General features: G+C 36.0%; 17 protein-coding genes. 8 read left to right on the top strand and 9 right to left on the bottom strand.

Annotated features, from left to right (window positions below; genetic code table 11):
• The first annotated feature begins 142 nt into the window (after positions 1-142).
• The 3 genes from DFQ08_RS02700 to DFQ08_RS02690 all read left to right on the top strand — a co-directional run bounded on the left by DFQ08_RS02700 (position 143) and on the right by DFQ08_RS02690 (position 4,846).
• Positions 143-2,905, top strand: a complete 2,763-nt coding sequence (locus DFQ08_RS02700; RefSeq protein WP_114308251.1) for a TonB-dependent receptor — start codon at positions 143-145, stop codon at positions 2,903-2,905.
• 42 nt (positions 2,906-2,947) lie between these two features.
• Positions 2,948-4,405, top strand: a complete 1,458-nt coding sequence (locus DFQ08_RS02695; RefSeq protein ID WP_245935352.1) for a DUF5689 domain-containing protein — start codon at positions 2,948-2,950, stop codon at positions 4,403-4,405.
• Between the two features lie 72 nt (positions 4,406-4,477).
• Entirely contained in the window at positions 4,478-4,846 is a 369-nt protein-coding gene (locus DFQ08_RS02690) for a hypothetical protein (RefSeq protein WP_114308249.1), read from the top strand.
• 76 nt (positions 4,847-4,922) lie between these two features.
• On the opposite strand, the gene DFQ08_RS02685 is transcribed toward DFQ08_RS02690, so the two are convergent.
• A complete protein-coding gene (locus tag DFQ08_RS02685) occupies positions 4,923-5,438 on the bottom strand; it encodes a cation transporter (protein WP_114308248.1) in 516 nt (171 codons plus the stop codon).
• A gap of 96 nt (positions 5,439-5,534) precedes the next feature.
• Here DFQ08_RS02685 and DFQ08_RS02680 point away from each other — a divergent pair, with 96 nt between their 5' ends.
• On the top strand, positions 5,535-6,419 hold the full coding sequence (locus tag DFQ08_RS02680; protein WP_114308247.1) for a DMT family transporter: 885 nt from the start codon (positions 5,535-5,537) through the stop codon (positions 6,417-6,419).
• 66 nt (positions 6,420-6,485) lie between these two features.
• Here DFQ08_RS02680 and DFQ08_RS02675 read toward each other — a convergent pair whose 3' ends face one another.
• On the bottom strand, positions 6,486-8,561 hold the full coding sequence (locus DFQ08_RS02675) for a M16 family metallopeptidase (protein WP_245935351.1): 2,076 nt from the start codon (positions 8,559-8,561) through the stop codon (positions 6,486-6,488).
• Position 8,562: 1 nt separating this feature from the next.
• Entirely contained in the window at positions 8,563-9,882 is a 1,320-nt protein-coding gene (locus tag DFQ08_RS02670) for a M16 family metallopeptidase (RefSeq protein ID WP_114308246.1), read from the bottom strand.
• A gap of 298 nt (positions 9,883-10,180) precedes the next feature.
• Between DFQ08_RS02670 and rplU the strand changes: the two genes are divergently transcribed.
• From rplU to DFQ08_RS02655, 3 genes are all read left to right on the top strand, one after another.
• Complete coding sequence (gene rplU / locus DFQ08_RS02665) at positions 10,181-10,822, top strand: 50S ribosomal protein L21 (RefSeq protein ID WP_114308245.1); 642 nt, start codon at positions 10,181-10,183, stop codon at positions 10,820-10,822.
• A gap of 43 nt (positions 10,823-10,865) precedes the next feature.
• Positions 10,866-11,126, top strand: coding sequence for a 50S ribosomal protein L27 (gene rpmA / locus DFQ08_RS02660; protein WP_013869859.1), 261 nt, complete (start codon positions 10,866-10,868; stop codon positions 11,124-11,126).
• A 206-nt stretch (positions 11,127-11,332) separates the two neighbouring features.
• Complete coding sequence (locus DFQ08_RS02655; protein ID WP_114308244.1) at positions 11,333-11,539, top strand: hypothetical protein; 207 nt, start codon at positions 11,333-11,335, stop codon at positions 11,537-11,539.
• 2 nt (positions 11,540-11,541) lie between these two features.
• Here the strand turns inward: DFQ08_RS02655 and DFQ08_RS02650 are convergent, their stop codons facing one another.
• From DFQ08_RS02650 to DFQ08_RS02630, 5 genes are all read right to left on the bottom strand, one after another.
• Entirely contained in the window at positions 11,542-13,314 is a 1,773-nt protein-coding gene (locus DFQ08_RS02650; protein ID WP_114308243.1) for a MutS-related protein, read from the bottom strand.
• A gap of 111 nt (positions 13,315-13,425) precedes the next feature.
• On the bottom strand, positions 13,426-14,172 hold the full coding sequence (locus DFQ08_RS02645) for a succinate dehydrogenase/fumarate reductase iron-sulfur subunit (RefSeq protein WP_114308242.1): 747 nt from the start codon (positions 14,170-14,172) through the stop codon (positions 13,426-13,428).
• 10 nt (positions 14,173-14,182) lie between these two features.
• On the bottom strand, positions 14,183-16,195 hold the full coding sequence (locus DFQ08_RS02640; protein WP_114308241.1) for a fumarate reductase/succinate dehydrogenase flavoprotein subunit: 2,013 nt from the start codon (positions 16,193-16,195) through the stop codon (positions 14,183-14,185).
• A gap of 12 nt (positions 16,196-16,207) precedes the next feature.
• Positions 16,208-16,879, bottom strand: coding sequence for a succinate dehydrogenase cytochrome b subunit (locus DFQ08_RS02635; protein WP_114308240.1), 672 nt, complete (start codon positions 16,877-16,879; stop codon positions 16,208-16,210).
• Positions 16,880-17,085: 206 nt separating this feature from the next.
• Positions 17,086-18,702 (bottom strand): aspartate:alanine exchanger family transporter, encoded by a 1,617-nt coding sequence (locus DFQ08_RS02630; protein WP_114308239.1) that lies wholly within the window; start codon positions 18,700-18,702, stop codon positions 17,086-17,088.
• A gap of 353 nt (positions 18,703-19,055) precedes the next feature.
• On the opposite strand from DFQ08_RS02630, the gene DFQ08_RS02625 reads away from it, so the two are divergent.
• Entirely contained in the window at positions 19,056-20,351 is a 1,296-nt protein-coding gene (locus DFQ08_RS02625; RefSeq protein ID WP_114308238.1) for an aminopeptidase P family protein, read from the top strand.
• Positions 20,352-20,425: 74 nt separating this feature from the next.
• On the opposite strand, the gene DFQ08_RS02620 is transcribed toward DFQ08_RS02625, so the two are convergent.
• Positions 20,426-21,754, bottom strand: coding sequence for an aspartate kinase (locus tag DFQ08_RS02620; RefSeq protein WP_114308237.1), 1,329 nt, complete (start codon positions 21,752-21,754; stop codon positions 20,426-20,428).
• Positions 21,755-21,791 lie beyond the last annotated feature (37 nt).

Genomic DNA, 21,791 nt, shown 5'->3' with positions numbered 1-21,791 from the left:
TTAACATTAATTACTTTACAAATCTTGAGCCAAAAGTATATATTTATTATAAATAATGTAGATTTGCAGGCCTTAAATAACTTTTATTTAATGTACAAAGACTATTAACATTTAAAAAAGACTATTAACTTTAAAATTAGGTATGAAAAAAAGTTTAATCATTTTACTCTTTGGAGTTTTAACTTCTTTCAGCATGATGGCGCAAAGCACGATTGTAAAAGGAAGTGTAAAAGATGCGGCATCTTCTGAACCCATTCCAGATGTCACTGTAACCATTGAAGAAACACAACAATCAACCTTAACAAATGGATTTGGAGAATTTAACTTTTCTACAAATGTACCTCTTGGAGAGCATGTTTTAAAAATCTCTAAAGCGGGTTACACTACAAAACGTTATCCTATTATTATTAACGAAGGACAAACAGTAAATATCACAGACATGACTTTAGATATCGATGTTACTGATGTTCAAGACATGTTTACCATTACGTTATCGGATGATGAACTTAATGATGATACCAGTGGTGCAGATAACATTTCTGGATTACTTTCTTCTTCATTAGATGTTTTCCAAAGAACTGCAGCTTTTGAATTTAGCTCTTCTTTCTTCAAGGTAAGAGGTTTAGATTCTGAAAACGGATCGGTATTAATGAACGGTATAGAGATGAACAAGCTTTATAACGGAAGACCACAATGGAGTAACTGGGGTGGTTTAAATGACATGATGCGTAACCAAGTTCTAACTACAGGACTTACGCCTTCAGACTACAACTTTGGTGGGGTTTTAGGAACCTCTAACATTATTACTAGAGCTTCTTCTTACAGAAAAGGAGGACGTATTACCTTATCATCTTCTAACAGAAGTTACACTAACCGTGTTATGGCAAGCTACGCTTCTGGATTATTAGAAGACGGATGGTCTTTTGCTCTTATGCTAGGAAGACGTTGGGGTGAAGAAGGATTTGTAGATGCAACACTTTATGATTCTAATTCATTTTTCGCGTCTATAGAAAAAAAAATTAACGACAAGCACAGTATTAACTTCACCTCTATTTACACACCAAATAGAAGAGGTAAATCATCTCCAAACACGCAAGAAGTTTACGATCTTAAAGGGATTAAATATAACGAATACTGGGGAAGTTTAGATGGCGAACAACGCAACTCGCGTATTAAAGAAGTAGAAGAGCCTATTTTTATGTTAAACCATTATTGGGACATCTCTTCTAAAACACGTTTAAACACCAATGTTGGGTACCAATTTGGTAAATTAGGAAATAGCCGTATCGATTATTCTGGTGGTTCTAACCCAAGTCCGGCATACTACCAAGACTTACCAAGCTACCACGAGCAAAGAGATGATCTTGAAGGGGCTTACTTAGCACAACAAGAATTCATTAATGATGGACAAATTGATTGGGAACGTATTTTAGATGCTAACCTTACCAATAACGTCAACGATATTAGCTCTGCCTACGCTTTATATGAAGATCGTGCAGATGACACGCAATTAACCGTAAATTCTATTTTTACGTCTGAACTTAATGAGCACATTATTCTTAATGGTGCCGTTAATTATAAACACTTAAAATCTGAAAACTTCGGAGAGGTATTAGACCTTTTAGGATCTAACGTTGGATTATCTAACGTCGATTCATTTGATGGATTTCAATACGATGCTCAAAACCCAGACCGTCTTTTAGAAGAAGGTGACAAGTACCGTTACAACTACAATTTATTTGCTGAAGTTGTTTCTGGTTACGCCCAAGCACAGTTTACCTACAACAAAGTAGATTTCTACGTTTCTGGTAATGTAACCAACACCACTTACCAAAGAGAAGGTTTATGGGAACACAGCCGTTTTGCAGGAGATTTATCTTACGGTAAAGGTGAAGAACTTTCTTTTACAGGTGTAGGCGGAAAAGCTGGTTTCACTTATAAATTTACAGGAAAACACTTATTTGATGTTAATGCAGGGTATTTAACAAGAGCTCCTAATTTACGTAACACCTTCTCTAACTCTAGAGAAAACCACAGTATCGTAAAAGATATTAGCGAAGAAATTGTAACTTCTTTTGATGCGAGTTACATTTTTAGATCTCCAATTGTAAATGCAAAACTTACTGGATTTTATACGACTATTCAAGATGCTAACGAAGTTGGTTTTTACTATGCCGATGGTATTAGTGGTGGTAATGCTATTGCAGACAACGATACTTCTGCCTTTGTACAAGAGGTTTTACAAGGTATTGACAAAAAACACATTGGTGTAGAATTTGGAATTGAAGCACAGGTAACTCCAACTATTAAATTAAAAGGAGCTGCTTCTGTAGGTCAATACACTTACGATAACAACCCTAACCTATACTTAACATCTGCTAGTTTTGAAACTGAAGATGGATCTATAGATTACGGACAAGCTAATTTAAAAGATTACAAACTTGCCGGAGGTCCTCAAAGAGCGGCGTCTATTGGTTTTGAATATAGAGATCCAGATTTCTGGTGGTTTGGTGCAACAGCCAACTTCTTCTCTAACGCTTATATTGATGTAAATGCGTTAACAAGAACAGAGAACTTCTACTTAGCTTCTGACGGATTACCAATTAACGATTATGATGAAGATTTAGCTGCTGAATTATTAAAGCAAGAAAAAATCAGTGATTATATGGTAGTAAACCTTGTTGGTGGTAAATCTTGGAAAGTAGGAGACTACTATATCAGCTTATTTGCTAGTGTAGGTAACCTATTAGATGAAGTTTATAAAACTGGAGGTTTTGAGCAAGGTAGAAACGCTAACTATACAGAACTTAGAGACGATAACGCTGATGGTAACCCTCAGTTTGGTTCTAAATACTGGTACGGACGTGGTGCTAACTACTTTGTTAATTTAAACGTAAGATTCTAAAAAAGAAAAATTAATTAATATTTATTATTACAAATTATGAAAATGAATAAATTTTTAAACTTTATATTGCTTGTAATGGCTTCAGTTGCGATTACATCCTGTGTACAAGATGACGATTACACGATTCCTTCAAGCTTAGGAGACGAAGAGAACTATGCACTTCAAGATTTATTAGATACTGCAACAGAAGTTTCATTTGATTATGCTAAGGACTTATACAACTCAGATCCTAATGGTGATGGTGATACAGATGACGCTATTCCTTTTGCAGTAGAAAACGAAATCTACATTAAAGGTTATGTATCTTCTAGCGATAGAACTGGAAACTTTTATAAAGAATTATACATTCAGAATAAAGCTGAAAACCCAACAAGCGCTATTAAAGTGGTTTTAGACCAAGTTTCTAACTACAACCAATTTAACAAAGGTCGAGAGGTTTACATTAAGTTAACTGGGCTTTTCATTGGTGAAGAACGTACAGGTAGTGGCGTTTACACTATTGGTGGAGGAACAGAATTTGACCAATATGGTGGTACTGTAACAAGCTTAAACTTTAACCAAATTGCTCAAAATGTTTTAAGATCTAACACTACAGAGGAAATTGTGCCTTTAAACATTACGTTTGCTGAAATTACAAACCAACACGTTGGTATGTTTGTTCAAATTGATGGTGTTGAGTTTGCTGATAATTTAGCAGGATTACAATATTTTGACCCTATTGAAGTATACGATACATCTAGAACTTTACAGTCTTGTAGTGGTTTTGGTTATGATACGTTCTTATTAGAAACGAGTTCTTTTGCTGATTTTAAAGAAATGGATTTACCATTAGGAAACGGATCTATCCAAGCTGTAGTAAGCAAAACCTTTGACGCTAGCAATTTTGTATTAGCTTTAAACTCTGTTGACGATGTAGCTATGGATGGTGACAGATGTTCTTTATTAGACCTTGACGAGTTTGTTACTCTTTTTGAAGAAGATTTTGAAGGTATGCCAACAGGATCTGCTATTTCTAGTAACGGATGGACGTCTTACGCTGAAGTAGGATCTTACAACTGGAGAGCTTTAACAACTACTGATGAAGGAAACCCTGGACCAGGAAATACAATCGCTTCTATGGGTGCTTACAACTCTAGTACAGATGAAAATATTGCTTGGTTAATTAGCCCATCAATTGATTTAGATGCACAAAACACAGAATTTGTAAACTTCCAATCATCAAACAGTTTCTCTGATGATAGTGAATTAGAAGTTTTAATCTCTACAGATTGGGATGGTACAACGGCAAACATTGCTACAGCAACATGGACGGCATTACCTGCAATCATTGTTGGAGATGATGAATATTACGAAGATTGGTTCGATTCAGGATTAATTAACTTAAGTTCTTATTCTGGAACAGCTTATGTTGCTTTTAAATATATCGGAGGTTTCCCTCCTAGTGGAAATATCGATGGTACTTTTGAAATTGATAACTACAAAGTTTTAGGAGAAAACTAAAACATACACGTATTATTTAAAACCTGCTGATGTTAAATTGGCAGGTTTTATTTTTTTAAAACCTTAGGACTTATGGCAACTTTTGCAGACCAGAAATACATCTCCATATTTAACCATTACAAAAAGAATTATGGAAAGAAAAGCATCACCATTGCCCTGCTTTATGTTTGCCTATTAGAGTTTTCTTTTATTTTGGCCTTAGGCGCTTTTTTTAAAGCTTTTGCCACACAAATGAAAATGGTGATCCTCTCTAACACTAAGTTTTGGGTGATCTTTGCCTTAATTGCCGTCTTTATTGTATTTAAAAATTGGATGCGGTACAACGGGAAGAAAAGATCCATTTTAAACACTAAATCCATACATAATACCCATAGCCTTTCTTTATTATGGCTTATGCCCATAGGATGCATCGTTATTGCGTGTATTCTATTACAAGTGTAGTGGAATACCAACATAAAATTAAAGCATAAAAAAACGCCATCGTAGAGATGGCGTTTTTTATTTTAAAATCTTATTTTTAAGCTGCTTCTTTTGTTTTAGCACAACATGCCTTTTCACAATCTTTTGCACAAGCTACTTTTTCAGCATCCGCTTTATTTGCACAACACGCTTTTTTACAATCGGCATCACAAGTTTTTTTCTCGCCACCAAAAGCCTCTACTTGATGCATATCTTTTACCTTATAGATATCTGCAACTTGTACTACCGCTTCTTCCAAAGATTGTGGCGTTACTTTAGCTTCATCATATTCTACCATTGCTAAACGGGCATCAAAATCAACCTTAGCCGATTTTACACCATCCATTTTAGCCATTTTCTTTTCAATAGTTTTCGCACACCCCATGGCACAAGTCATTCCTTCAATTCCGAATTCTACTTTAGCATAAGTGGCGTTAGGATCTAAAGTTTGAGCGATGTCCGTCTTAACCGTTTCTACTTCTACAGTTTTAACTTCGGGCTGCGATTCGTTTTTACAAGAGGTAAAAATCAACGCCATCATTGCTACTATACTTAATGTTCTAAATGTCTTCATTGAAATAACTAATTAAATTTTGGTTAAAACTAAGAAATATTGCCGTTTCTTGTGCGACAATTAACGAATTTTATGACTAATTTATAGTGTTTTTGTATGAAAAACCTTAATTTAAAATGGCTCTTCCTTATTTTACTTTCTATAATATGGGGAAGTTCATTTATCCTTATTAAGAAATCACTTTTGGGCTTAACGGCCTATCAGATTGGTGCCTTACGAACCGTATTTACGGGTATTATACTGCTGAGTTTTGGTTTTAAGAAGTTAAAAACAATACCTAAGGATAAATGGAAATGGCTTTTAGCCTCTGGTCTTATAGGCTCTTTTATTCCCGCTTTTTTAATTGCCATAGCCGAAACTGAAATTGACAGTGCCGTAGCTTCAGTCCTAAACTCCTTAGTTCCTTTAAACACCATTCTCTTAGGTTTCGCGGTCTTTAAAATTACCTCGACAACACGCCAAGTTATCGGTGTGATTATTGGTTTTATAGGTACGGCAATCCTTATTTTAAAAGGCGCCGAACTGAACCCTAATCAAAACTATTTATATGCTGGATATATTATTATCTCCACGGTGATGTATGCTGCGAATGTAAATATTATAAAACGTCATTTACAAGATGTTAAAGCCTTGGCTATAGCCGCCGGAAATTATGCCTTTATTAGTATTCCTGCGCTCATTGTATTGGTCTTTACAGGATTTTTTAGTGCAGCCACCTTTAATCAGCCGGAGTTTTTAAGTGCCATGGGCTATATTACGATTTTAGCCGTCTTCGGGACTGCTCTTGCCAAAATATTATACTTTAAGTTGGTGCAAATGTCTACGCCGGTATTTGCTTCATCTGTAACTTATATGATGCCTGTAGTTGCTTTGATGTGGGGAATTTTAGATGGAGAGCAGTTTAGTTCTATTCAAGGCTTAGCGGCAATCCTTATTCTATTGGGCGTGTTTTTAGCCCATCAACCCAAGTCCAAACCTTAAAATAGGTTATAAAAAAACCGAAGCCTAAGCTTCGGTTTTAATCCTTAAAATTATAGATGTTTTCAACTAGTTAAAATCAGCATCTGAAACGCCTTCATTTAGTTTAGCTTCTAAAAGCTTATAAACAACAAGCTGACCCATTTGAGTTCCCTCTCGTGTTGCAGGGAATTTAATACCTTCAAAATCTTTATAGTCTTTTAAAACTACTTCTTGACTTTGGGTTTGTCCTTGCATAGAAGTCGTTTGTACTTCTTTTACTTTTAAACCTGTTTCAACATCGTAATAATACGTTAATGAAACCACTTCTCCAGGAACTTGAACTTTATAAGCATCACGTCCTTCTACACTTTCAATCGCCGTAATTTTAGCTGAATCGTTGTTTAAAAGGTTCAATTCAGTGAATAATCCGCCTAAAGTTTTCATGTCATTTACCATGTTTTCAGGAAGTGGATTATTATTCATCGTCACTTTCTCTTGCGTGGTTAAAACAGTCATCATAGCATTACCATTCATAAAAATAGTCTGCTTTAATTTCCCATCCATTTTCTTTTCTTCACTAATTACGGTAGCGCCCATTGCACTCGCTTCATATTTTACTAAAATAGAATTGATTGCTGCTACTTTTTCCTTACCACCAATAGCATCGATATAAGCATTAAATACCGACTTCGCATTAACACCTTCTGGTAATTTTACTTCAAATTTTGGCTTTTCAGTAGGATTCGCATACGTATCGTAATACATAATAGGAATTCCTGTTTTCTCTAAGTTCTCTAAAACTTCGGCACCATTTCCTACCACAACAATTCTTAGGTTATCAGCCTTAAAATATTTGTTAGCTACACGTTGGATATCTTCCACAGAAACATCATTTATTTTCTGTAAATACGTAGTGTAAAAATCTTCAGGTAAGTTATTTAATTCAATGTTTAAAGCATAGTTAGCTACCGTTTGCGGACGCTCTAAAGCCATCACAAAATTACCAACATACTTTGCTTTTGCATCTTTCAATAATTGTGCATCAACCGGCTCTGTTCTTATACGGTTAATTTCTTTTAAGGCCTCTACAACAGCACTATCCGTTACAGCATTTCTTACTTTAGCTGTAGCACTAAAACGTGCAGCTCCATATCTATCATTTCCTAAATTAGAATACGCTCCGTAAGTATAACCGTGCTCTTCTCTTAGGTTTTTAAATAAATAACCTTCACCACCACCACCAAGGATGTTGTTTGTAATTAAAGCGGCATGATAATCTTCATCGCTCATCTTTAAGTCTACATTATTAGTAATAGATAAGTTAGACTGTGTTGCTCCAGGTACATTTACAAAGTTAATTTGCGTGTACTGTACATTAGGATTTGGCTTTGGTACCGTGTGCTTAATATCTACAGATTTTTTCCAATCTTTAAAATATTTCTTGATTTGCTTCTTTACCGTTTTATAATCTACATCACCGATTACCACTAAATAAGCATTTTCAGGATTAAAGTTCTTCTCGTAAAACGCTAAAGCATCACCGAAAGACACGTTGTTAATGGTTTCTTCGGTTACATACTCACCATAAGGGTGCTTAGTTCCAAAAGATAAAGCATAACCTACACGACTTGCAATAGCATCTGTACTTTTAGCATCGGCTTTTAAACCTTCTAATAATTTAGTTTTCTCTTTTTCAAATTCTTCCTCAGTTAATAAAGGATTGATAGCAGCATCTGCCATTAACTCTAAAATTCGATCAGAGTATTTAGATAAAGAACTTGCAAAACCTCCTGTAATTCCAAAGTTTAAGTTGGCTCCTAAGAAATCTATCTCTTCATTAAACTCATCTTTAGAAATGCTCGTTGTTCCGTTTCCTAACATACTTCCGATTAAGCTTTCGATCCCTGCTTTTTTTCCGGTAGCAATTGGTGGATTATCAATACGAAGCGAGTATGATACTTTTGGAAGTTTATGGTTTTCTACAACCATAACTTTTAAACCATTTTTTAAGGTAAACTCCTCTGGCTTATCAATTGAGATTTCTGGTTCAGGCCCAGCCACTGGTGGCTTAGATCTATCGATTTGTGCATTAGCACTAACCGTTAATATAAATAATGCGAAAAACGCTACTATTTTAGTGTTCATTTTTAATGCTGTTTTCATATTATTGTTCGTCTTTTTTAGGTAGGTATTTGATCTCTACACGTTGGTTTGGGCTTAAGTATTTTTTAGCCGCTGCCTGGATGTCTTCTCTTGTAATAGATCTGTAAGTTTCTAACTGGTTGTTAATGATATTTACATCACCGTATAACAAATAGTAAGTTGCTAAAGAGCTTGCAATCCCTGCTACACTAGAGTTAGAGTTCACAAAATTATTTTCAAACTGATTTAATAATTTTTGGTAATCGCGTTCGCTGATTAATTCGTTTTGCATTTTTACAATTTCTTCATCAATCTCAGCTAATAATGTATCTAAGCTTACATCTCCTAATGGTAAAGCAAATAGGGCGAAGATATTATAATCTACCTGACCAATATTTACCGCTTGAACCGCTAAAGCTTGTTTTTGCTCATCCATTAATTTCTTTTGAAGTACAGAACTTTTACCTCCACTTAAATAACTAGAGATCATATCTAAAACATAAGCATCACGTGTAGACTGCCCTGGTAATCTGTAAGCTGCTATAATTGCTGGAATCTGAATGTTTTTATCATAAGCCGTTGCATATCTTGTTTCAGTAATAGGTGCTTCTTCAGGAAAATTACGAACCACTTCAGGACCTTTTTTAACAGCACTGAAATATTCTTTCACCATTTTCTTAGTTTCATCATAATCAATATCACCAGCAACCACTAAAACCGCGTTGTTAGGTACATAATACTTATCGAAAAAAGCATTAAATTCTTCTAGAGTAGCCGCATCTAAATGAGCCATTTTACCAATATTTTCATCCTTATAAGGGTGTACTGAAAATAAGTTTTCTCCTATCGTTTTAAACAATCCACCATAAGGTCTGTTGTCATTACTTTGGCGCTTTTCTTCTTTAACCACCTCGTTTTGCGTATCTACACCAACCTGATCAATTACTGGGTGTAACATACGTTCTGACTCTAACCACAATCCTAATTCTAATTTATTAGATGGAAAAATCTCGTAATAATACGTTCTATCTTGAGAGGTGTTGGCATTAAAAGTTCCTCCGTTTGCAGGGATAATTTTCATAAATTCTCCACGTCCAATATTTTCTGAACCTTCAAATAATAAATGTTCAAAAAAGTGCGCAAATCCAGTACGTTCACGATCACCATCTTTTCCTCCAACATCATACATCACAGAGGTAATAACCACGGGAGCAGTATTATCTTGATGCATAATAACGTGCAATCCGTTATCTAAGTCAAATTCCTCAAATTCAACTTTTTGTGCTATAGCCTGCTGACTAAATAACAACAAAGAAGCCAAAGCCAGTAAATAGTTTTTCATTGTAGTTTTGTTTAAAATTTAAATTGTTTAGGTATATGTCTGCACTTGGTATAAAATGTTACACTAAGTCTTACAAAAATAAACAATGCTAAGGCTTTTACCTGAAATTAAATGTGAAAACTAGGCCAGCTCAGTCCGTCTATTTCAATAACCTCAGGCACTTGACTTTATTTAGGCCCTTAGGGTGTTGAAAATCATTAAAACGTTTGTAGATTAAGAAATTAGGAGTATATTTGCATCCGCTTTCTGAGAAGAAGGCTTATTATATACATAAACAATTTAATAAAAACGTTACGCTATGTACGCAATTGTAGAGATAGCAGGGCAGCAATTTAAAGTTGCAAAAGACCAAAGAGTTTTTGTTAACCGTTTAGCTTCAGAAGAAGGTCAGGAAGTTTCTTTCGACAACGTTCTTTTGATAGGTGATGGTGACAATGTAACTTTAGGCGCCCCAGCTATAGACGGAGCACAAGTTAGTGCCAAAGTCTTAAAACACCTTAAAGGTGACAAAGTAATCGTATTCAAAAAGAAAAGACGTAAAGGTTACCGTGTAAAAAACGGACACAGACAATCTTTAACTGAAATCGTAATTGAAGGTATTACTGCTTCTGGAGCAAAGAAAGCTGCCCCAAAGAAGGAAACTAAGAAAGCAGACGCTCCTAAAGCTAAAAAAGCAACAGGAAAAGCTGATGACTTAAAGAAAATTGAAGGTGCTGGACCAAAAGCTGCTGAAGCAATGGTTAACGCTGGTTTAGATACGTTTGCAAAAGTAGCAGATGCTAAACCTGAAGAATTGAGCAAAATTCTTTCTGAAGCAAGCTCTAGATTAGCACACATCGTTACTGAAACTTGGCCAAAGCAAGCTAAATTAGCTGCTGAAGGTAAGTGGGACGAGTTAAAAGAATTACAAGACAGATTAGACGGTGGAATTGAAAAGTAATTTTTCAATATCATTATTATTAACAAAATAAAACCTTAAGATCATGGCTCATAAAAAAGGAGTTGGTAGTTCGAAGAATGGTAGAGAATCAGAATCAAAACGCTTAGGTGTGAAGATTTTTGGTGGACAAGCTGCTATTGCTGGTAACATTATCATAAGACAACGTGGTAACACACATCACCCAGGTGAAAACGTATACCAAGGAAAAGATCATACTTTACACGCTAAAGTGGATGGTTTAGTAAAATTTACTAAGAAAAAAGACAACAAGTCTTACGTTTCTATTGAACCTTTCGAGGCTTAAGAACCTTTTCTTCCTTGAAGAATTTAAACCCTTTCTATTGCTATAGAGAGGGTTTTTTATTTATGATCCATTCAAACTTATGAAATATTTTGTCATTTTTCTTCTAGCTTCTTTACAAACAAATACATAAGCATAAAGCACGACTAGTGATTGTAATGTTGAAATGACAAAAAAGCTATTAATGTTAAAACAATTATCTATTGATTATGGATTGTAAGGCGTTAGACCATAAAACCATAGCGGAATTTAAAGTTCCCAAACAAAAAGCGGTTGTTATCAAAGGCAGTCAACTTAATGCTGAGGCTAGAAAATACGCCTCTACCGCTAAAGTTGGTGATGTAGTCCTTTTATTTGATATTAAATTAGAATCTGGAGAACGCTTAGCTCCTATTTCTATTAGCATTATAAAATAGCCTTAGATAATCTCCATCTTTTTCAATAAGAAACTCGCATTCATATTCTGACAAACGCCTTGCTTTAGTTTGTAATCAAAAAAGAGTTCGTCATTTATAATTTCCGCATCAAAGTAGTAATTTTTTACCGCTGTGAGTTCGTTTTCAATTTCCGTTAAACTTAAATCGTGCGTGGCAATAATCCCTGTGGCATTTTGCTTCACTAGTTTTTCTACAAACTTCCTAGAACCTATCGCTTTATCGGTACTGTTGGTTCCTTTTAAAATTTCATCTAAAATGACGAAATAGTTTTTATCCTTGGCTATCGTATCTACCACAAATTTAAGGCGTGTTAGCTCACTAAAGAAGTAAGAACTATCATCGGTTAACGAATCTGTAGTGCGCATACTTGTAATTAACTTAATAGGCTTGTATTTGCTTTGTTGTGCACAAATTGGTAGTCCAACATTAGCCATAACAATATGAAGCGCTACAGTTCTTAAAAAGGTGCTTTTTCCAGCCATGTTCGCCCCTGTAACAATAAAGAATTGCTCTTCTTCAAGTATTAAGTCGCTATTTACTCGTTTTTCCGCATTTAACAAAGGATGCCCTAAACCATCGGCCTTTATGGTCACCGGTTGGTCAGTGATAATGGGGTATGTAAAACTTTGATGGTTAAACGCATAATTTCCGAAGCTATTTAAAGCATCAAAAAATGTGACCACCTCAAACCAATCGTCTACTTTATGACCATATTTTGCAATCCACTGCTCCACGTGGTAACTGTTCCTAATATCTACGAGTAAGAAGCCATTGCCAAAGACCGCAGAGATAAGATTATTTCTATTCTCTAAGGCGTCTAAGGTTTTAGAAAACTTTGAAAAAATTGCGGAGGCTTTAAGCGCTTCTGACTGAATTAATTTCTGTTTTTCTGTCAATAAGGGTGCTTTAAAGGTGGTAGATTCAATAGCTTTTAATAATAAAGCGTATTGCTTAAACGTATCTTTAGCCCGTTCGGTATGTTGCGATAAGTTATTAATCTGTTTGAGATAACGTCCGGTAATCCCTAAACCAAGAAGCAACCAATATCCTGCAATAGAAATCGGAATAATTTCGGCCACGCCTAAACCAATAAGCACTACAGAGGCAACAGCGTAGAGTAAGGTTAAGATATATTGGGTTTTCCCTAGAAAAGGCTGATAGGTTTTTAACCAAGAAATAATAGAGGCTGCGGAATGTTCTATTTGAACCCCTTGTGCTACCGCCTCATAATTTTGACGCCAAGCCGGTAAGGCGGCTAATTCCTTAATGGCTTCTTGCCGGTCTGTAATCCCTTCAGTATTGTTAGATAATAACATCTTACTGAATTTTTCAGTCCCTTCTTTAAGCGCTGTTCGGTTGCTATATTGAAAAAAGGAACCTTTACCGAATAAATCGATATCTAGGCTAAAAAAATGACTTGGATCTTGAAACGTTTCGCCATCGGGACGCTCATAAAATTTCCCCTTAGCAATCTCAATTTCTTTGTTATTAATGGCTACAAGCCGCTTATGTATGTTACGTTTGGCCTTTAAATCGGTATAGACAGAAAGTAGGTATAAAAACCCTATAATACCAACAACCGCAATAGCTGCGGCAATTCTCCAGTTTTCAAAGCTAATGTATACCCCTAATGCGGTGAGTAGAAAAACAGCCAACCGCAGTACACTAAGAAGGCTGAGTTTTTTAAATATTTTCTTGGACGCCGTTTGATGACGTTCTAATTGCGTTTTGTAAAAGGATGCTGGGTTTTGCATAAATCTTTAATAAAACGGAAATATAAGAAAAGAAAAATCCCAAGACATCATTATGCTTGGGATTTATAGTTCATTTAACGTCTTCTTATTAGAAGCCGTAATTCTATGGTCTTAACCTTTTAAATTAGCCGATAAGTATTCACGGTTCATACGTGCAATATTCTCTAAAGAAATTCCTTTAGGACACTCTACTTCACAAGCTCCGGTATTTGTACAGTTACCAAAACCTTCCAAATCCATTTGCGCTACCATATTCTGTACACGTTCTGCAGCTTCTACTTGACCCTGTGGTAATAAGGCATATTGCGATACTTTAGCACCAACAAATAACATTGCTGAAGAGTTTTTACAACTCGCTACACAAGCACCACAACCAATACAAGTTGCTGCATCCATAGCTTCATCTGCAGCATGCTTTGAAATAGGAATGCTATTAGCATCTTGCGTATTTCCAGAAGTGTTTACAGAAATATATCCACCAGCTTGCTGAATACGTTCAAAAGACATTCTGTCTACAACTAAATCTTTAATTACCGGGAAGGCTGCTGCTCTAAACGGTTCAATAGTAATGGTATCGCCATCGTTAAACATACGCATATGTAATTGACAAGTGGTTACCCCTCTATCAGGACCATGAGCCTCACCATTAATATACATAGAACACATACCACAAATTCCCTCGCGACAATCGTGATCAAAGGCTACAGGCTCTTCACCTGAATTTACCAACTGTTCATTTAAAACATCCATCATTTCTAAGAAAGACATGTGTTCTGAAATGTCAGTAACTTTGTAATCGACCATTTGACCCTTTGTATTTGAGTCTTTTTGTCTCCAAATTTTAAGTGTTAAATTCATATCGTCTTTCTTATTTGTATGAACGTTGTTTTAGTTCAATATCTTTAAATTCTAATTGTTCTTTGTGTAAAATGGCTTCGGAAGGCTCTCCTTTATATTCCCAAGCAGATACAAACGCAAATTCTTCATCATTACGCTTAGCTTCACCTTTTTGAGGACCATCTAACTCTGCAGATTCTTCTCTAAAGTGTCCTCCACAAGATTCTTCTCTAACTAGGGCATCTTTAGCGAACAATTCTCCTAATTCTAAGAAATCTGCAACACGACCTGCTTTTTCAAGTTCAGGATTCATTTCATTTGCACCTCCTGGTACAGAAACATCTTTCCAAAACTCTTCTCTAATCGCTTTAATTTCAGCCATAGCCTCTTTAAGACCTTGTGCGTTTCTAGACATCCCAGCCTTATCCCACATCACCTTACCTAATTTCTTATGGAAATAATCTACAGATTTAGTTCCTTTATTATTCACAAAGAAATTAATTCTTTCTGTCACTTCCTTTTCAGCGTCGTCAAATTCTTTGGTGTCTGTTGGTATTTTTCCGGTTCTAATATCATCAGCTAAATAATCGCCAATTGTATAAGGTAATACAAAATAACCATCCGCTAAACCTTGCATTAAGGCTGAAGCTCCTAAACGGTTAGCACCATGATCAGAGAAATTAGCTTCTCCTATACAGTAACATCCCGGAATGGTAGTCATAAGGTTGTAATCTACCCAGACACCACCCATAGTGTAGTGTACTGCCGGATAAATCATCATTGGTGTTTCGTACGGATTCTGATCAATGATCTTCTCGTACATTTGGAATAAGTTTCCGTATTTAGCTTCTACAATAGCCTGACCAAGTTCTTTAATCTTAGCTGGTGTAGGATTTTGTATGTTCTGAATTTTTGCTTGCTCTTTTCCGTAACGTTCAAAAGCTGATGCAAAATCTAAGTATACCGCTTCTCCTGTTTGGTTAACACCGTAACCTGCATCACAACGTTCTTTTGCGGCACGAGAGGCAACATCACGTGGTACTAAGTTACCAAAAGCAGGATAACGTCTTTCTAAGTAATAATCGCGTTCGTCTTCCGATAAATCGGTAGGTTTTTTACGACCTTCTCTAATAGCCATAACGTCTTCCATGTGCTTAGGAACCCATATACGACCATCATTTCTTAATGATTCTGACATTAAGGTCAGTTTCGATTGGTAATCCCCAGAACGTGGAATACACGTTGGGTGAATTTGTGTGTAACAAGGATTTGCGAAATACGCTCCTTTTTTATGAATTTTCCAAGCCGCAGTAGCGTTAGATCCCATGGCATTTGTCGATAAGAAATATACATTTCCATATCCACCAGAACCTACAACAACTGCGTGTGCTGAATGTCTTTCTATTTCACCTGTAATTAAATTACGAGCAATAATACCCCTTGCTTTTCCGTCTACAATAACAACGTCTAACATTTCGTGACGGTTAAACATTTCAATTTTACCACGTGCAATCTGACGGTTCATTGCAGAGTAAGCCCCTAACAATAACTGCTGGCCGGTTTGCCCTTTAGCATAAAACGTTCTAGAGACTAAAACCCCACCGAAAGAACGGTTATCTAATAAGCCTCCATAATCACGTGCAAAAGGAACACCTTGAGCCACACATTGATCAATAATATTAGCAGACACTTCCGCTAAACGATAAACGTTAGCTTCACGAGAACGGTAATCGCCTCCTTTTACAGTATCGTAAAATAATCTATAGGTTGAATCGCCATCACCTTGATAATTTTTAGCGGCATTAATCCCCCCTTGAGCGGCAATAGAGTGCGCTCTACGAGGTGAATCTTGGTAAGCAAATGCTTTTACATTATACCCTAGTTCTGCTAAAGTTGCTGCAGCAGAACCACCAGCTAAACCTGTACCCACCACAATAACATCGATATGACGTTTGTTGGCTGGGTTTACAAGGTTAATTTTATTTTTATAGTCTGTCCACTTATCTTTAATTGGACCCTTTGGTACTTTTGAATCTAAAGCCATATTAGATGTATTTTAATGATTAAAGTGATGAAACAATGCAATAAAAATGAATCCTACTGGAATAACAATTGCATACGCTTTTCCGAATCCCTTTAATCCTTTGGTATATTTATTATTTGCACCGACTGACTGAAAAGCCGAATCGAAACCATGTAAAAGGTGTAGTGCTAAAAACACAAAACCTAAACTGTATAATGCAACTCTCCAAATAGGTACAAACTTTTCTTGTAACTCGTGGAAATATCTAAATTCACCATTGTGTAAACCAGACATATCTCCAACGATGTATTTGGTATTCATTTCTGGAAACCAAAAGTCAATAAAGTGAATCACTAAGAAGACGAGGATAAATCCACCACTCCAAATCATGTTTCTGCTCATCCATGTAGAATTGGCAGCCCCATTGTTTCTCACATAATTAACACCGTTTGCTTTTTTATTCTTGATTTCAAGAACAAATCCCATTACAAAGTGAAAAATAACACCGATAATTAAAATGGGTTGAATAACAAATTGAACCACCCAAAAGGTTCCCATAAAGTGCGATACTTCATTAAAAGTATCTGGACTTAATACAGAAAGTAAATTGATTGCAAAATGTTGTAAGACAAAAATCATTAGGAAGAAAGCCGAAAGTGCCATGGCAAATTTTCTTCCAATCGACGAATTAAGAATTCCGCTCATTGTAGCTTATATTAATTTAGTTAAACAAAGATACAGTGCAATTGGGTTTTAGACAACTACACAGTCTCATTATTAATTTATTTAGAATGAATTTAAGTAGGAGAATTTCAACAAAAACACTAACCAACCCCATCACCCTAAAAACCAATCCCCTAACAGGCCTTTAACAATTATTCGGTTTAAAAATAAGGATAAAAATTCACAGCTTAAAGTAGTGCCATAATCTCGGCAACAATAATAATTAGGACTAAAGAAACCGGATAAACCGTAGCATATGCCGTTTGTGGCGCTTCAGAATCGGTCATAGAATCCGCTGCACTTAATCCGGGAGTAGAGGTCATCCCTCCTGTTAAAGCCCCTAAAATAGACAGAAAATTAATTTTGAAAATAAAGCGTCCTACCAACACCGTAACCAACATAGGTATTAACGTAATTAACGCTCCGTATAAAAACAAAATAAGTCCATGTGCTTCAATAGCCGCTACCAAACTTTGCCCTGCACTTAAGCCTACCGGCGTTAAGAACAACAAGAGTCCAAATTGACGTAATATCTGATTGGCTGGCCCTGGTAAATTCCAAATTACAGAAGCAAACTTACCACGCCAACTTAAATAAATAGAGGTTAAAAGTACACCACCTGTTAGGCCTAATTTAAAATGTAAATTTCCAAGTGGAATGGCAATAGACCCCACTAAAACCCCAATAACAATCCCGAAGGCGACGGGTAAAAAACTAGTCTGACCAATACGTTTTAAACTATCTCCAAACAATTGTGTTACCGCTGGTACGTTTCCTTTAGATGAGGACACCAATATTTTATCACCGTACTTAATACGCGTTGTTGGGTGTGGTGCTAAATCGATACTCGCTCTTCTAATCCGTGTTATGGTTGCAGAATAGTTTTCTAGGAGATTCAACTCTTGGATGGTTTTGTTCACCACAGAATCATTACTTACTACATACCACTTTATATCATATCGGCCACTTCGCGGAATTTCAACATCGGTTACTTTACCCAATAACAACTCTATACGGTCTAAAGCATTTACGGTCCCTACGGCTTTAATAATATCACCAGTTTCTAAAATGGTATCACTGGTTGGGGAAATAGGAAGCTGATTGGGTTTCATAATACGAGAAATATTCGCCTTCGTCATAAAACGAATACGCAATTCCTTTATGGTTTTCCCATTGACATTTTCATTAGAAATTATGATGTTCTTATTAATCACCAAAGGCGTATTAAGACTTACACTGTCTTTATACTTTTTCTCCTCTTCTTTTATATTAACTCGAAACAAGGTAGGTCCTAACTTCACAAACAAAATAACACCTAACACCCCAAACGGATAAGCAATACCATACCCAATTGACGCTAATGGCGACTGAGACGCCTCTATAGATGCGGCTAAACCTGGTGTAGAGGTTAAGGCTCCGGTTAACAAACCACTCATCATATTCATATCTACATCATAGAGGTATGAAATAGAAACTGCCGTAAGCCCCCCAACAATAACCGTTGTACTAGCTAGAAGAATAAGTTTTGTTCCTTGTTCTTTAAACGAACTAAAAAACGAAGGACCGGCTTGCATCCCTATGGTATAAATAAACAACACCAAACCTACACTTTGAATTATAGAAGGAATACTAAAATGAACCCCGTATAAATTATAAAGATAACCGAGGAAAATTGCCACAAATATAACCGCCGAGGTATCAAAACTGATTCCCCTAATCCGTACATTCCCTAAGGCAATTCCGAAACCAATAACCAGGAATAATACGAAGTAATCTTTAGTAAGCAATTCTAAAATAAAGTCCATAAATTATAGCAATTATATTAAAATTTCAGTTCATCCAACAAATGTATTGTCCCCAACAGTGGCAGAATATGATTAATATCACTTTATGCCAATTGAGACGAAATTACGCCATCAAAAAAATCGCCGCAAGCCCCGTAAACAGGGCACGAATACGTTAGCGTAACTTTTTTTAAAGTCTTTTAACCTCCTTATAATCAATACGTATTTTTAGTTGAAATAAGACCTCTTTCACCTGAAAAACATCGTCTAAGCCTTTAAATTTACAAAATGTTAAAAACTACACATCCAAATCGCGTATTTTTAGTATTGGCTAAATAAAACCTTAGCTTTGTAATTCAATTAAAATTCATATCATGAAATACAATAAAATTAACGCCGATCTCTTTATACATAATAGAGAAAACTTCAAAAATAAGATGGTTAGCAACAGCTTAGCTGTATTTAACTCTAATGATGTTTACCCGATCGGTGCTGACAGCACAATGCCTTTTCAACAAGATAGGAATATATTTTACTTAAGTGGTGTAGACCAAGAAGAAAGCATTTTGGTCCTTTACCCAGAATGTCCAAACCCGAAGCACCGTGAAATTTTATTTTTAACCGAAACAAATGCTCATATCGCCGTTTGGGAAGGTGAAAAATTAACCAAGGAGAAAGCCCTTGAAACTTCAGGAATTAAGACCGTTTATTGGCTTCAAGATTTCGATCGTGTCATGAAAGAGATCATGTCTCAAGCCGATACGATTTACATCAATACCAACGAACATTACCGTGCCAGCACTGCTACTGAAACGCGTGAAGATCGTTTTAATAAAATGGTAAGAGCGCAATTCCCTGCACATAAAGTTGAAAAAAGTAACCCTATTTTACAACGCTTACGTTCCGTAAAACACAAAATTGAATTAGACCTAATCCAAGAAGCCTGTAACATTACAGAAAAAGGATTTAGACGCCTATTAAACTTTGTAAAACCAGGGGTTTGGGAATATAATATTGAAGCCGAATTTATGCACGAGTTTTTAAACAACCGTTCTAAAGGCTTTGCTTATACCCCTATTGTGGCTTCTGGTAATAATGCCAATGTTCTGCATTATATTGAAAACAACCAACAGTGTAAAGCTGGCGATTTAATTTTATTAGATATTGGTGCGGAATATGCTAACTATGCGAGTGACATGAGTAGAACCATTCCAGTTTCAGGAACCTTCTCTAAACGTCAAAAAGAAGTTTATAACGCCGTTAACCGTGTTAAAAATGAAGCGACAAAAATGCTAGTTCCTGGCACTATATGGGCCGATTACCATGTGGAAGTTGGTAAATTAATGACTTCAGAACTTATTGGTCTTGGACTTTTAGATAAAGCCGATGTACAAAACGAAAATAAAGATTGGCCAGCGTATAAAAAATACTTTATGCATGGTACCTCTCACCATATGGGCTTAGACACTCATGATTACGGCATTTTACACGAACCTATGCAAAGCAATATGGTATTTACAGTTGAGCCTGGTATCTATATTCCAGATGAAGGATTTGGTATTCGTTTAGAAGATGATGTGGTTATACAAGATAGTGGAGCGCCTTTTAACTTAATGCGCAATATTCCTATTGAAGCAGATGAGATTGAAACTCTTATGAATGAAGCTTAATACAGCCGATTAAACACAATAAAAAAACCAAAACATCTTCATGTTTTGGTTTTTTTATGGCGTTATGCGTGGTCTTAAAGTGCAACAACACTTTCTTCAAAAACATAACGTTGTAATTTTTGTAGGGTTTCTAATTTATCACTGGTATTTACTAATAGTGAAATATTGTTATTACTACCGCCATAGGCAATCATGCGAACATTAACATCTTGCAACACTTGAAACAATTCAGGCGTATCTGGATGGTAAATAATATGATTTCCTACTAAACATACAATACTCATATAATCATCAATAGCCACGGTAGCAAACTTGTCTAATTCCTCTACAATCGCCTCCAAATGCGTCGTATCATCAATAGTAAGAGACACGGCAATTTCAGAAGTGGTAATCATATCTATTGACGTCTCGTACTTTTCAAAAACCTCAAAAACTTTCTTTAAAAACCCGTGAGCCAACAACATACGTACAGACTTTATTTTTATGGCCGTAATATTATCTTTAGCTGCAATGGCTTTTATTCCTTCTCCATGGACTTTGTTTGTAATTAAAGTCCCATGGGCATCAGGATCCATTGTATTCTTCAACCTTAACGGAATATCTAAGGTACAAACTGGCATTACCGTTTGTGGATGTAAAATTTTTGCTCCAAAATAAGCCAACTCAGCAGCTTCGTCATAAGACAAATGAGACAACGCTTTGGTATCCTCTACAAATCGTGGGTCGTTATTATGAAACCCATCAATATCGGTCCATATCTGAACTTCTTCAGCTTTAATCGCCGCTCCTATAATCGTTGCGGTATAATCACTTCCGCCACGTTGTAAGTTGGTTATAACACCATCGGCATCTAAACAAATAAAGCCTTGTGTAATATAAACCTCAGCATCGGGAGTTTGAGCAATTAAACGCTCTAAATTTTGTTTGATATAAAAATTATCAGGCTCACTAGATCTGTCGATACGCATAAATTCTAAAGCCGGCAACAAGGCCGCATCTACACCATCTTGAAGCAATAAGCGACTAAACATATACGTTGAAAGCAGTTCACCATTAGCCACAATAGTATTGTGAAGCCATTGCGAATAAGGCTGTGTAACCGTTTCTAATAAAGCCCTAAAAATAGAAGCAACATAGTCTTGCGTATCTTGCTGAAAGGTTTCATTTTGAATTAACTCTTGCACCGTAGCAACATAAGTAGCTTGCAAGGTCTTAATCTGTTTTTCTGCTTGCGCCGTGTCTTTCGCTTTAATTAAACATGAAATTTCAACCAAGGCATTTGTGGTACCAGACATTGCTGATAACACTACAACTTTCTTACCTCCTGTACTGATAATTTCTTTTACGTGGTTCATGTTAAGAACAGAACCTACAGACGTACCTCCAAACTTGTATACTAACATAACTTTTATTTTTATACCGCAAATGTAGAGGCGGACT

It is taken from the genome of Winogradskyella arenosi (assembly GCF_003337305.1).
GTDB classification, from domain to species: domain Bacteria; phylum Bacteroidota; class Bacteroidia; order Flavobacteriales; family Flavobacteriaceae; genus Winogradskyella; species Winogradskyella arenosi.
The sequence above is the reverse complement of the archived record's forward strand: the minus strand, read 5'-3'. Positions and strand labels throughout refer to the sequence as shown.

Excerpts from the sequence above, each read along its gene's own strand:
- DFQ08_RS02630 (WP_114308239.1), bottom strand. The coding sequence starts at position 18,702 with ATGGACTTTATTTTAGAATTGCTTACTAAAGATTACTTCGTATTATTC.
- DFQ08_RS02655 (WP_114308244.1), top strand. The coding sequence starts at position 11,333 with ATGGATTGTAAGGCGTTAGACCATAAAACCATAGCGGAATTTAAAGTT.
- DFQ08_RS02675 (WP_245935351.1), bottom strand. The coding sequence starts at position 8,561 with ATGAAAACAGCATTAAAAATGAACACTAAAATAGTAGCGTTTTTCGCA.
- DFQ08_RS02620 (WP_114308237.1), bottom strand. The coding sequence starts at position 21,754 with ATGTTAGTATACAAGTTTGGAGGTACGTCTGTAGGTTCTGTTCTTAAC.
- DFQ08_RS02640 (WP_114308241.1), bottom strand. The coding sequence starts at position 16,195 with ATGGCTTTAGATTCAAAAGTACCAAAGGGTCCAATTAAAGATAAGTGG.
- DFQ08_RS02670 (WP_114308246.1), bottom strand. The coding sequence starts at position 9,882 with ATGAAAAACTATTTACTGGCTTTGGCTTCTTTGTTGTTATTTAGTCAG.
- DFQ08_RS02645 (WP_114308242.1), bottom strand. The coding sequence starts at position 14,172 with ATGAATTTAACACTTAAAATTTGGAGACAAAAAGACTCAAATACAAAG.
- DFQ08_RS02650 (WP_114308243.1), bottom strand. The coding sequence starts at position 13,314 with ATGCAAAACCCAGCATCCTTTTACAAAACGCAATTAGAACGTCATCAA.
- DFQ08_RS02625 (WP_114308238.1), top strand. The coding sequence starts at position 19,056 with ATGAAATACAATAAAATTAACGCCGATCTCTTTATACATAATAGAGAA.
- DFQ08_RS02680 (WP_114308247.1), top strand. The coding sequence starts at position 5,535 with ATGAAAAACCTTAATTTAAAATGGCTCTTCCTTATTTTACTTTCTATA.
- DFQ08_RS02700 (WP_114308251.1), top strand. The coding sequence starts at position 143 with ATGAAAAAAAGTTTAATCATTTTACTCTTTGGAGTTTTAACTTCTTTC.
- DFQ08_RS02690 (WP_114308249.1), top strand. The coding sequence starts at position 4,478 with ATGGCAACTTTTGCAGACCAGAAATACATCTCCATATTTAACCATTAC.
- DFQ08_RS02635 (WP_114308240.1), bottom strand. The coding sequence starts at position 16,879 with ATGAGCGGAATTCTTAATTCGTCGATTGGAAGAAAATTTGCCATGGCA.
- rplU (WP_114308245.1), top strand. The coding sequence starts at position 10,181 with ATGTACGCAATTGTAGAGATAGCAGGGCAGCAATTTAAAGTTGCAAAA.
- DFQ08_RS02685 (WP_114308248.1), bottom strand. The coding sequence starts at position 5,438 with ATGAAGACATTTAGAACATTAAGTATAGTAGCAATGATGGCGTTGATT.
- DFQ08_RS02695 (WP_245935352.1), top strand. The coding sequence starts at position 2,948 with ATGAATAAATTTTTAAACTTTATATTGCTTGTAATGGCTTCAGTTGCG.
- rpmA (WP_013869859.1), top strand. The coding sequence starts at position 10,866 with ATGGCTCATAAAAAAGGAGTTGGTAGTTCGAAGAATGGTAGAGAATCA.